13 protein-coding genes are annotated in these 11,668 nt (G+C 68.7%); 4 read left to right on the top strand and 9 right to left on the bottom strand.

Annotated elements, in window-relative coordinates:
• The first annotated feature begins 63 nt into the window (after positions 1–63).
• Positions 64–945, top strand: a complete 882-nt coding sequence (locus AB0L70_RS12005) for a helix-turn-helix transcriptional regulator (protein ID WP_363682892.1) — start codon at positions 64–66, stop codon at positions 943–945.
• Positions 946–979: 34 nt separating this feature from the next.
• On the top strand, positions 980–1,351 hold the full coding sequence (locus tag AB0L70_RS12000) for a VOC family protein (RefSeq protein WP_363682890.1): 372 nt from the start codon (positions 980–982) through the stop codon (positions 1,349–1,351).
• Here the strand turns inward: AB0L70_RS12000 and AB0L70_RS11995 are convergent.
• From AB0L70_RS11995 to AB0L70_RS11965, 7 genes are all read right to left on the bottom strand, one after another.
• Positions 1,342–2,109: an SDR family NAD(P)-dependent oxidoreductase gene (locus AB0L70_RS11995; protein WP_363682888.1), complete on the bottom strand. Its 768-nt coding sequence runs from the start codon at positions 2,107–2,109 to the stop codon at positions 1,342–1,344. The genes AB0L70_RS12000 and AB0L70_RS11995 overlap by 10 nt on opposite strands.
• A 257-nt stretch (positions 2,110–2,366) precedes the next feature.
• The gene (locus AB0L70_RS11990) at positions 2,367–3,137 is read right to left on the bottom strand and encodes a dienelactone hydrolase family protein (protein WP_363682886.1); all 771 of its coding nucleotides are present in this window, start codon (positions 3,135–3,137) and stop codon (positions 2,367–2,369) included.
• Between the two features lie 320 nt (positions 3,138–3,457).
• Positions 3,458–4,519 (bottom strand): hypothetical protein, encoded by a 1,062-nt coding sequence (locus AB0L70_RS11985; RefSeq protein WP_363682884.1) that lies wholly within the window; start codon positions 4,517–4,519, stop codon positions 3,458–3,460.
• A gap of 62 nt (positions 4,520–4,581) precedes the next feature.
• Complete coding sequence (locus tag AB0L70_RS11980; RefSeq protein ID WP_363682882.1) at positions 4,582–5,154, bottom strand: dihydrofolate reductase family protein; 573 nt, start codon at positions 5,152–5,154, stop codon at positions 4,582–4,584.
• Positions 5,155–5,234: 80 nt separating this feature from the next.
• Complete coding sequence (gene recQ / locus AB0L70_RS11975) at positions 5,235–7,076, bottom strand: DNA helicase RecQ (RefSeq protein WP_363682880.1); 1,842 nt, start codon at positions 7,074–7,076, stop codon at positions 5,235–5,237.
• Between the two features lie 57 nt (positions 7,077–7,133).
• Positions 7,134–7,553, bottom strand: a complete 420-nt coding sequence (locus AB0L70_RS11970) for a VOC family protein (RefSeq protein ID WP_363682878.1) — start codon at positions 7,551–7,553, stop codon at positions 7,134–7,136.
• Positions 7,550–8,392, bottom strand: a complete 843-nt coding sequence (locus AB0L70_RS11965) for a helix-turn-helix domain-containing protein (RefSeq protein WP_363682876.1) — start codon at positions 8,390–8,392, stop codon at positions 7,550–7,552. The genes AB0L70_RS11970 and AB0L70_RS11965 overlap by 4 nt, the downstream gene beginning before the upstream one ends.
• Positions 8,393–8,513: 121 nt before the next feature.
• On the opposite strand from AB0L70_RS11965, the gene ilvD reads away from it, so the two are divergent.
• Positions 8,514–10,364, top strand: a complete 1,851-nt coding sequence (gene ilvD / locus AB0L70_RS11960; protein WP_363682874.1) for a dihydroxy-acid dehydratase — start codon at positions 8,514–8,516, stop codon at positions 10,362–10,364.
• Positions 10,365–11,132, top strand: a complete 768-nt coding sequence (locus AB0L70_RS11955) for a phosphotransferase (protein WP_363682872.1) — start codon at positions 10,365–10,367, stop codon at positions 11,130–11,132.
• On the opposite strand, the gene AB0L70_RS11950 is transcribed toward AB0L70_RS11955, so the two are convergent.
• Together AB0L70_RS11950 and AB0L70_RS11945 are read right to left on the bottom strand one after the other, a co-directional pair.
• Positions 11,121–11,423, bottom strand: a complete 303-nt coding sequence (locus tag AB0L70_RS11950; protein WP_363682870.1) for a type II toxin-antitoxin system PemK/MazF family toxin — start codon at positions 11,421–11,423, stop codon at positions 11,121–11,123. The two genes, AB0L70_RS11955 and AB0L70_RS11950, sit on opposite strands and share 12 nt — an antisense overlap.
• Positions 11,423–11,659, bottom strand: coding sequence for a YlcI/YnfO family protein (locus tag AB0L70_RS11945; RefSeq protein ID WP_363682868.1), 237 nt, complete (start codon positions 11,657–11,659; stop codon positions 11,423–11,425). Before AB0L70_RS11945 ends, AB0L70_RS11950 begins: the two co-directional genes overlap by 1 nt.
• Positions 11,660–11,668: the final 9 nt, after the last annotated feature.

Here is an 11,668-nt window from a genome sequence, read left to right as displayed (position 1 = left end):
TCGAAGGCCCGCAGAAAAGGTTGCCGGGTGCACCTGTCAGGGACACCCAGGAGGTGAGGAGTGATGTCGCGGTACGCCGGTCGGCAGCGTGAGCTCGGCGCGTTCCTCCGGGAGCGCCGCGGCCGCTTGACCCCGACGGGTGACGACGCACCACGCCGTACGCCTGGTCTGAGGCGGGCGGAGATCGCGGAGTTGGCCGGACTGAGCACTGGTTACTACACCCGGCTGGAGCAGGGGCACGCGGCTCATCCGTCCGAGAGCGTGCTCGAATCCCTGATCAGGACGCTGCAGCTGACCCCCGACGAAGCCGCCCACCTGAAGGCGCTCGCCGCGAGGCCCCCGGCCCTGCCGCCGGAGGAGGTCTCCGAGTCGGCCCTCCGGATGATTACGCTCCTCGCGCCGCCGACCGCAGCCGTGGTCCTCGGCCGCATCGGCGACGTCCTCGCCTGGAACGAGCCCGCGCGCATCCTCTTCCCCGGTCGCTTCCCCGCACGCGACGAGCACCTCGACCGGCAGCCTGCTTCAGACGCGCACCCCGGCCAACTGCAAGCGACCGGCCGGCGGCCCAACAATGCGCGGTATGTGTTCTGTGATCCGCGGGCTCGTGACCTGTTCGCCGACTGGCCGCAGGTCGCTGACGACACCGTCGCGCACCTCCGCGCCGCCGCCGGTCACCTGGTCGACGACCCCGACTACCGCGCGCTCGTCGACGAACTCCTCGCCGCCAGCCCCGAGTTCGCCGCCCGCTGGCCTCGCCGCGACGTCAAACGGCACGTCTCCGGCCACAAACGCTTCCACCACCCGACCCTCGGCGACCTCACCCTCCCGTACGAAGTCCTCGCCGTACTCGACGCCCCCGACCAATACCTGGTCGTCTACGGACTGACCACGGAAAAGAATCTCGTCGGCGATGTCGAAATCCCCGGGTCGGTCTCTACCTCCTGAGTGACAGCAGTTCTCACCAGAAGGAGATCCAGAGATGAGCCACCTCAGCGGAATCCGGACCGTCGGCGTACCGGTCACCGACCAGGACGCAGCCGTCGAGTTCTACACCAAGACCCTCGGTTTCGAGCTAGTGATGGATGCGCCGCTGCCGCAGTTCGGCGGGCGGTGGATCGTCGTCGCACCGTCCGGCGCGGCCGCGACCATCGCCCTCGTGCCGGCGTCGGAGGACAACCCGGCCGGCGTCGACACCGGCATCCGGTTGGCCAGCCCGAACGCCGAGGCAGCCCATCAGCACTTCAGCGCCGGGGGAGTCGAGACCACCGAACTGCTCCAGTGGCCCGACGTCCCGCCGATGTTCAGCCTGCGTGACCAGGACGGGAACCGGCTGTACGTGTCTCAGGAATGACCAGGAAACGCGACCCCGGTGAGCGAGCTGCAGGCGTCCAGGAAGGCCGCCTGCAGCTCGGGATCCGACGCAGCCGGATGAGTCCGATGGGTCCGCAGGTGGTAGTAGTACTCGCCGCTCGGCGTACTCGGCGCGGTCGCCAGCCAGACCTGAGTCAGATGCGCCTGGCTCAGATCACCAGGTGCACCCCGGCCGCCCATCTTGGTCGGGACCCAGCCCGGATCCACGGCGTTCGAGAGTACGCCGGGCCACAGCCGGGCGACCGTGAACGCAAGGATCACGTCGTACAGCTTCGAGTCCGAATACGCCTGCGCTCCGCGCCACCGCCGTCGGACCCACTGAAGATCGTCGAGTGCGACGTCCCCGCCCTCGTGCATGCCTGAGCTCAGATAGACCAGCCGATCCGGCCGATCGATCAAAGCAGTCAACACGTACGGCGCCAACGCGTTGATCGCGAATACGTGCTCGAGCCCGTCGACCGTCTCGATCCGCGGCTCCTGATAACCGACCGCCGCGTTGTGGATGACCACGTCGAACCGGCCCGACGCGTTCGCCTGCTCAGCCAGGTCCCGCGTCTCCGCGATACTCGACAGGTCGCCGGTCAGGATGGCTTCGGCCTTCGGTAGGGCGGCCAAGGCGTCGGCCGCCCGGGCCTCGTTGCGAGCGTGGAGCACGACCGCGTGCCCTTGGTTGATGAGCTCGGCCGCGGCCTGCTGCCCGAGGCCGTCGGCGGATCCGGTGATCAGAATGCGTGCCACAGCACCCACTCTGCCAGGCTTGAATCAAACAAGGACGTGCCCGCCGTCGACCGAGACGATGCTGCCGGTCGCATAGCCCTGGTTCATCAGGTAGACGTACGCCGCCGCGACATCCGCAGCCTCACCGACCCGGCCGATCACCAGCAGCGCCGGTCGTCAGTACGACGGGGACGCCGACTCCGGCACCGTCATTCCGGTGTCCGAGGCGCGCGACCAGGCGGCGCGCACGGCATCGCCGGCGGGTACGTCCGCGGACCTTATGGCGCGATCTCGGATGAGGTCCCGATGGACTCCTGGAACAGGTCGAGCACGTCCCGCCAGGCACGCGGCGTGTGCGCCGCGTGATAGCTCACCCCGGGAACGGCCGCGTCGTGGGTCGTCCCGCCTGTCGGCCGCCCGTCGGCATTCAGCGGCTGAGCCCAGAAGGCATGCTCGGCTCCGCCGTACACATTCACGCGCCAGTCGACCCCCGCCTTCTCGAGCGCCTGACCAAAGGTCAGGAGCTGATCCGGGGTACAGATCGGGTCTTCGGAGCCCGTACCCAGTAGGAACGGGCCGGTCGCAGTGGTCCAGTCCTCGGGGCGGGGCTCTGGCAAGGCCGGATGGATTACAGCAACGGCCTTGAACGGCGCCCCTGTCCTGGCCAATTCCAGCACGATCCGGCCGCCGGCGCCGTAGCCGAGGGCGGCAAGCCGGTCGGGGTCCGCACCAGCTTGCGCGAACAGCACGTCGAGCGCGGCACGCCCCCCAGCCTGCATTCGGTCCGCATCGCCGAGCAGCGGCATGACCCGAGCCAGCATCGCCTCCGGATTGCCGAAGAACGTCTGGCCACCGTTGTAGTCCATCGCCAGCGCCAGATAACCGTGCTCGGCCAGGTCGTCGGCGCGGGCGCGCTGGTAGTCGTCGAGGCCGATCCCGTCGTGCCCGACGAGCACCGCAGGCCAGGGTCCGTCACCAGCTGGCTGTGCGAGGTGGGCGATCATGGTCAGCCCATCCACGTCGTAGGTGAGGTCGCGCGTCGTAATCATTCGGAAACGCTAGCCCGAGTTCGCCTTCGTCTGCGCAAGATCTGCTCTCAGCCAACAACCTTCGCCGTCAGCCAGCTTCCTAAAGTGAGCGAGTGGTCGGTGAGCGGCGTACTGGATCCGGGTGTGTAGTGATGGGGCGTCGGGGGTCAGCTGGTTTGCAGTGGGGTGGTCCGGCCAGGGGATGACGTAGCCGGTGGGACTCCGGCCGTAGCGCAACCTGCGCCCCACAGCCGGAATGCCGCGGAGCCAGGCATCAGCTTTGTCGCCGCCACCAGTTGACGACGGTGACGACGGGGGCAGCGATCTGCTGGTGGCGTTGCTCAGTTGACGGGCTTGTGTTTGCCTACGGCAACGTAGGGGAGCTCGAGGCCGGACTGGAGGGCGACGCCGACGGTGGTCAGTTGCTTGCCGGTGGAGGATGAGCCGTGCAGATACCCGGCGCCCGGCGGCGTCGTGGCCGTGACGAACTTGGTCCCGTCGTACTCGGCGACCAGGGGTTCGCCGGTGTTCGGGTCGCCGCCGACTGCGACGAGCTTGCCGTCGACGAGGTCGACGTCGTGGAACTGGCCCGTCCGGACCGGTGCGGGGACCTCGGTCCAGGTCTTGCCGTCGTAGTGCAGTGCGAGCGGCTGGCGCCAGTACTCGTCGCTGGGCTTCTCGCCGACGGCCCAGATGTCGGTCGCGGATCGCACCAGCAGGTGGGCGATCTCGCTGACCCGATCGGTCGGAAGCGGCAGCTTGACCGGCTTCCAGGCGGTGCCGTCGTACGTCGACATCCCGCCGATCCCGGCCGCGAGGATCTGCCCGCCGGGTAGTGCGACGAGGTCGTCGATGTACACGACGTTCTGCAGTCCGTCGCTCGGCAGCACCTTCCAGCCGTTGGCCGTCGACCGCAGGACGGCAGTCGACGACTCGGCCGAGTTGTACTGACCCACCAGCAACTGCTTGCCGACCGGAGAGATCGCTGTGAAGCCGGAGCCGGTCGTCGCCGGCGTCGCGACCTTCTTCCACGCCTTGCCGGTCCAGTGCTGCACGATGCCCACGCTGTCGACATCGTCGGTCGCGCCAACCGCCCAGGCATCGTTGCGCCCCCGCACCAACAGGTCGTCCAGCCGTCCGTCCGGTACGACGCTCTTGGTCGGATGCCACCCGGTTGCGTCATGGCGCCAGGCGAGTGGGTGGAACGCGACGGCCGGGCCGCCGTCCTGCTGCTCGAGCTCGATCCCGACGGCCCACTGCTCGCCTTGCGCCTGCTCGGTGGTGTAGAGCACCGCGTTCCCGTCCGGCACCGGTGACGGCTGCCAGGCAAGGGGCGTCGGCACAGCGACAAGGCTCGTGGTGAGCAGTCCGGTCAGCACAGAGCTCAGAGCAGAGGTCGGCAAAACGTCTCCAATCGTAGGTATTCCTCAAGGAGACGCAGTGGGCCCGACCCGCCGTCACACCCTCAGCGGCGAACCCGGTAGCGGATGTGCGTAGCCGCCGGAGTGTCGATCACCTTGACCACGTCCAGCTCGATCCGGTTCGGGAGCACATCGAACAACCGCAGCCCCTGGCCGAACAGCACCGGGATCTGGTCGATCTGCAGCTCGTCCAGGACACCGGCCTCGAGTGCCTTCTGTGCGGTGTAGGCACCGTGGACGATCACGTCCCGATCACCGGCAGCGACCTTCGCCTGCGCCATCGCATTCGCGATGTCGTCCACGAACGTCACGGACTTCGGCACCGACTCCGGAGCCGGCCGGCCGCTGAACACGAAGACGGGAACGCCGTGGTGCGAGCCGCCGTAGTAATCGACCTGCTCCGCGGTCCTGCGGCCGACCAGCACTGCGCCGCTCGCCTGGATATCGTCCCAGATCTCGCCGTCCGGTCCGGTCGGCCGCCCGAACTCGCCGTCGGGTCCCTCGTACCACTCGTGCAGCCGCATGAACCCGTCGCCGCCCGGGTTGCCCGGCCGGTCGTTCGGACCCGCGATGTACCCGTCGAGGGACATCGACATCAACAGCACCGATGAAGACATGAGGTTGCTCCTTGACTCCGGCGAACGCGGTCCGTCCGCGCTCCTACCACCGCGTCGAAGGACCGCAGCCGGACTCGACATCACTCGTCGGCGGACAATGCCTCCAGTACGCCGTCGCCGTACTTGGCCAGTTTGTTCTCACCGATTCCACTGATCGTGCCGAGCTCGGCCAGCGTGCCCGGGAGGTCGGTGGCGATCTGCCGCAGTGTCGCGTCGTGGAAGATGACGTACGCCGGAACGCCCTGCTCCTTGGCGACACCGGCTCGCCAGGTCCGGAGCCGCTCGAAGACCGGCGCGGCCTCGGGGGACAGGTCGGCCGCGGCCTTCTTCCCGCCGGACGACCGGGAACCCGACTTCGACCGCACCCGTTCCGGCTCGCGGCGCATCATCACCTCGCGCCGGCGGCCCAGCACCTCGCTGCTCTCCTCGGTGAGCACGAGCGTGCCGTAGTCGCCTTCCACCGTGAGCAATCGCAGCGCGAGCAGTTGCCGGATCACGCCGCGCCACTCGCTGTCCTTGAGCTCGGTGCCGATCCCGAACACGCTCAGCTGTTCGTGCCGGAACTGCTTGACCTTCTCGGTCTCCTTGCCGAGCAGGATGTCGATCAACTGCCCCGCCCCGAACTTCTGGCCGCGTTCGTGCTGCAGCCGGTACACGGTCGACAGCAGCTTCTGCGCCGCGATCGTCCCGTCCCACGACTCCGGTGGGGTCAGGCAGGTATCGCAGTTCCCGCAGGCGTCGCCCTGCTGACCGAAATACGCGAGCAGCTGGGATCGCCGGCACTGCACGGTCTCGCACAACGCGAGCATCGCGTCGAGATGCGAGCTGAGCCGGCGCCGATGCGCGAGATCACCCTCGGACGTGTCGATCATCTTCCGCTGCTGTACGACGTCCTGCAGCCCGTAGGCCAGCCACGCGGTCGAAGCCAACCCATCGCGTCCGGCGCGACCGGTCTCCTGGTAGTACCCCTCGACCGACTTCGGCAGGTCGAGATGCGCCACGAACCGCACGTCGGGCTTGTCGATCCCCATCCCGAACGCGATCGTCGCAACCACCACCAGGCCGTCCTCGCGCAGGAACCGGGACTGGTTGGCCGCGCGGGTCCGGCTGTCCAGGCCGGCGTGGTACGGCACGGCCTCGATCCCGTTCTGGGTCAGGAAGGCCGCGGTCTTCTCGACGCTGTTGCGCGACAGGCAGTAGACGATGCCCGCGTCGCCGGCGTGCTCGGTGCGGAGCAGATCGAGCAACTGCCGCTGCGGGTTGTCCTTCGGGACGATCCGGTACTGGATGTTCGGCCGGTCGAAGCTCGCGACGAAGTGCTTGGCCTCGGTCAGCTTCAACCGGGTGGCGATCTCCTGATGGGTCGCCTCGGTCGCCGTCGCGGTCAGCGCGATCCGCGGTACATCGGGCCAGCGCTCGTGCAGCTCCGACAACATCAGATAGTCCGGCCGGAAGTCGTGGCCCCACTGCGACACACAGTGCGCCTCGTCGATCGCGAACAACGCGATCTTTCCCTGGTCGAGCAACCGTACGGTCGCGTCGACGCGGAGCCGCTCGGGCGCGAGATACAGCAGGTCCAGCTCACCGGCCAGGAACGCCTGCTCGACCTCGCGCCGTTGCTCGAAATCCTGCGTGGAGTTGAGGAATCCCGCCCGTACGCCGAGAGCCGTCAGTGCGTCGACCTGGTCCTGCATCAACGCGATCAGGGGCGAGATCACCACCCCCACACCGGATCTGACCAGCGCGGGGATCTGGTAGCAGAGGGACTTCCCGCCACCGGTCGGCATCAGCACGAGGGCGTCGCCACCGGCCACGACCGTGTCGATGATCTCGGCCTGCTCGCCGCGGAAGGCGTCGTACCCGAAGACCCGGCTGAGCACTTCGACGGCTTCGGAAACGGGCAGTCCGGTTGTCTCGGTCACCCCGCGAGTCTAGTGAGATCGTCGCGGCGATGCTGGGTACCTGCACAAGCCTGTGGATTACTGCGAACCCGCATACGTGCCGACGCTCCACAAGTTGCCTTCGGGATCGCGCACGGTGAAGCCGCGGGAGCCGTAGTCCTCGTCCTTGAGCCCACGGACGACAACGGCTCCGGCGCCGACGGCGCGACCGATCAGGCTGTCCGGGTCATCGTGGACGAGATAGACCGACTGGGTTGCGTCGGCGATCGGACTGAACTCGTCCGGCTCCGTCTTCGCGTCGGTCGAACTCACCATCACGCCACCACCTGCCGCCCAGGTCAGCTGTGAGTGCGCGATCGATCCCTCGGTCGGGCCGGGATACGACACGACCAGGGCGAAGCCGAGGCCTTCGGTGAGGAACTTCAGGGCCGCCTGGCCGTCGCGGTACACGAGGGTCGGCCAGACCCCGATCACTGTCTGCTCTGTCGTGGTATTCATGCCTCCGACTCTGCGGCCCAGGCCGGCACGAAGTCTTGGACGTTTGGGAGTTCCTCCGTCATCCACTGCCGCGGTGAGCAGCCCGCGATCGCCCGGAACTCGCGGGTCAGATGGGCTTGATCGGCGTACCCGAACTCCGCCGACAGCTCGGCCAGCCGGGTCGCCGGCCGACGGCGCAGCTGCCCGATCGCACGCTCGAACCGCATCACCCGCGCCGCCACCTTCGGCGCCAGCCCGAACTCCGCGGTGAACCGGCCCGTCAGGTGCCGCCGGCTCCACCCGACCTCAGTCGCCAGCTCCTGTACGCCGATCGCACCGCCGGTGTCGCGTAGCCGCTGCCAGGCCCAGTCGATCTCCGGACGCGGCTCCGGCACTGTGTCGCCGGACCACCGCTGGAGCAGGAGTCCCTCGATCAGATCGAAGCGCGCGTCCCAGCTCGGCGCCTCCCGCAGTTGCTCGGTCAGCGCCCGGGCAGGCCGTCCGAGCACGTCGTCGAGGCCTACCACCGTGGAGGCGAGCTCCACCGGCGGCAGACCGAGCAAGGCGCGCGCGGCGGCCGGGGTCAGCGACACCTGCACGCCCGCGCGGCTGGGCGTCGCGCCGACGTGGATCGCGGTCGAGTGCAGACCGCCGACCAGGGCGTCGAACTTCTCGACCGGTGCACCCGGCCAGGCGACGCCGAGCGGCTCGTCCAGCGTGATCACCAGGGTGAGGAACCGCGACGGCAGCCCACGATGGAGCGAGGGTGGATCGCCCGCGTACGCATATCCGCTCAGGTCTCCGACGTACGGCCGCAGGGCAGGGTGCACCGCACGGCTGCGGTGCACGAACCCGGTCATGTTCTCAGGCTAGGTCGACCCGCCGACAGAATCACTCCTCCACGATCCGGGACCCGCGTACCGCCATCCGGACGGGCGTGGCAACATCAGTAGGGTCGTTCTACTGCGAGGAGATGTCGTCGTGCCTGCTCTGAGGTCCCGTACCGTCACCCACGGCCGCAACATGGCGGGCGCCCGCGCGCTCATGCAGGCCTCCGGGGTAGCCCGCGAGGACTTCGGCAAGCCGATCATCGCGGTGGCGAACAGCTTCACCGAGTTCGTCCCCGGTCACACCCACCTCGCGCCGGTCGGCCGGATCGTCTCCGCGGCGATCCACGCGGCCGGCGGCATCGCCCGCGAGTTCAACACAATCGCCGTCGACGACGGGATCGCGATGGGCCACGGCGGCATGCTCTACAGCCTGCCGTCCCGCGACCTGATCGCGGACTCCGTCGAGTACATGGTCGAGGCGCACTGCGCGGACGCGCTGGTCTGCATCTCGAACTGCGACAAGATCACCCCCGGCATGCTGAACGCCGCGCTCCGGCTGAACATCCCGACCGTTTTCGTCTCCGGCGGCCCGATGGAGGCCGGCCGGGCCACGCTGGTCGACGGGACCGTCCGCAAGCTCGACCTGATCGACGCGATGTCCGAGGCCGTCAACGAGAACGTCTCCGACGCCGACATCCTGCGGATCGAGGAGAACGCCTGCCCGACCTGCGGCTCCTGCTCGGGCATGTTCACGGCCAACTCGATGAACTGCCTGACCGAGGCGATCGGCCTGTCGCTGCCGGGCAACGGCTCGGTGCTGGCCACGCACACCGCCCGGAAGGCGTTGTACGAGAAGGCCGGCGAGACCGTCGTACAGATCACCAAGCGGTACTACGACAACGACGACGCGACCGTGCTGCCGCGCAACATCGCGTCCCGGGAAGCGTTCGAGAACGCGATGGCGCTGGACATTGCGATGGGCGGGTCGACCAACACGATCCTGCACCTGCTCGCGGCCGCGCAGGAGGCCGAGGTCGGCTTCGACCTGGACGACATCAACGCGGTCTCCCGCCGGGTGCCGTGCCTGGCGAAGGTCGCGCCGAACGTCGCACCCGGCGGCACCTACTACATGGAGGACGTGCACCGGGCCGGTGGCATCCCGGCGATCCTCGGTGAGCTGCACAGGGCCGGGCTGCTGAACGAGAACATCCACACCGTGCACAGCGACTCGATCGACGACTGGCTGAAGAACTGGGACGTCCGTGGGGGTTCGCCGTCGCCGGAGGCCGTCGAGCTGTGGCACGCGGCGCCGGGTTGCAAGCGGTCGGCGACGGCGTTCTCGCAGTCCGAGCGGTGGGAGACCCTCGACACCGACGCGGCCGGCGGGTGCATCCGCGACTTCGAGCACGCGTACTCGAAGGACGGCGGTCTCGCCGTCTTGAAGGGCAACCTGGCCGTCGACGGCTGCGTGGTGAAGACGGCCGGTGTGGACGAGTCGATCTGGACGTTCCAGGGTCCCGCGGTGGTGTGTGAGTCGCAGGAGGAAGCGGTCGAGAAGATCCTCGCCAAGCAGGTCACGCCGGGCGACGTCGTGGTGATCCGGTACGAAGGCCCGAAGGGCGGACCGGGGATGCAGGAGATGCTCTACCCGACCTCGTTCCTCAAGGGCCGCGGCCTGGGCAAGGTCTGCGCCCTCGTCACCGACGGCCGCTTCTCCGGCGGTACGTCGGGACTCTCGATCGGTCACGCCTCACCCGAGGCCGCGTCCGGCGGGACGATCGCACTCGTCCAGGACGGCGACCAGATCAAGATCGACATCCCCGGCCGCTCGATCGAGCTGCTGGTCTCCGACGAAGAACTAGCCACCCGGCGGGACGCCCTGAACGGCGTTTACGCCCCGAAGGCCCGTGACCGCAAGGTCTCGCAGGCCCTGCGCGCTTACGCCGCGATGGCCACCAGCGCCGACAAGGGCGCGGTCCGCGACGTCTCCAAGCTGGGCTGAGTGGACGAGGCGCTCTCCGGCGGCCGGTTCGCGCAACCGGTCCGCCGGGGCGACACCGTGCGCCGCCGCCGGGGTACGGCGAACACGCACGCGCTGCTGCGGCACTTCGAGCAGGTCGGCTTCGACCTCGCGCCGCGGCTGCTGGCGGTGGACGATGCGACCGAGACGCTGTCGTACCTTCCAGGAACCACGGGATACCCGCCCCTGACCGACGAACTCCGATCCGATCAAGCGCTGGTGAGTGTGGCCCGCGCGATCCGCCGGCTCCACGATGCGACCGAGGGCTTCGAGCCGCCCGAGCCAGGGGAGTGGCACGCGCTGGAGGTCGCGACGCCGGTCGCGATCGACTGCATCGGTCATCACGACCTGGCGCCCTGGAATCTCGTCTTCGAGGGCTCCGAGGTCACCGGGATCATCGACTGGGACACGATCCGCCCGTCGAACCGCCGGTGGGATCTCGCGTACGCCGCACACCAGTTCGTCCCGTTCCACCCGTCGGCCTCGCTCGAGCCCTTCGGTTGGCCGGAGGAACCCGACCGGGCCGGGCGGCTGCGCCTGTTCTGCGAGTCCTATGGCCTGGGAGTCGCGCCGGCCGAGCTGGTGGACCTGATCGGGATCAGGCTGCTGGCGTTCGCGGCGTACATCGACCAGCAGGTACGGGCGGGTGACCCGGCGTTCGACGTACATCGGGACGAGGATCACGCCGGCGGGTATCGAGCCGCCGCGGCGTACGTCCTGGCGAATCGGGCGACGTTTCTACAGCTCTAGGTCGAAGGCGAGGTTGATGGCCTCCGCGAGGGCCGGCTCCTGGTCGGGGTGGAGGTAGCCGATCAGGCGGCCGAGCTGGACCTTCGGGATGGTCTGGACGTTGTCGCAGGAGATCGCGCTCACGTGGTCGAGGCCGTTGTCCGGGCCGACCAGGACCTCGGTGGACAGACCGCGGACCGTGCTGGTGATCGGGGCGACCGTCACGTTGGTCAGGCGCGGGCGGATCAGCTCGCGGGTGAGGACCACGACCGGCCGCGGCTTGTCGAGCCGGGCGATGTGGATCGGACGCATCAGTCGAGGTCGGTGAGCACGGTCCCGGCAGCCGCGGGGGACAGACCCTCGAGGTCCGGGTAGTCGCCGTGCTCGGTCAGGATGGCCAGGTCGCGGGCGGCCAGCTCCCGGCGGCGCTCACGCTCCATCGCCCGGGCGACCACGGACGCCCGGCTCGTTGCCTTGTCGGTCGCGACGAGCTGGTCCATGAAGTCGACCAGCTCATCCGGCAACCGCACTGTGATCTGCTTGCTCATACCAAGACC

This window comes from Kribbella sp. NPDC051952, assembly GCF_040680855.1.
In the GTDB taxonomy this organism is placed as follows: domain Bacteria; phylum Actinomycetota; class Actinomycetes; order Propionibacteriales; family Kribbellaceae; genus Kribbella.
Note: the sequence above shows the minus strand (reverse complement) of the source record. Positions and strands in the feature narration are given on the sequence as shown.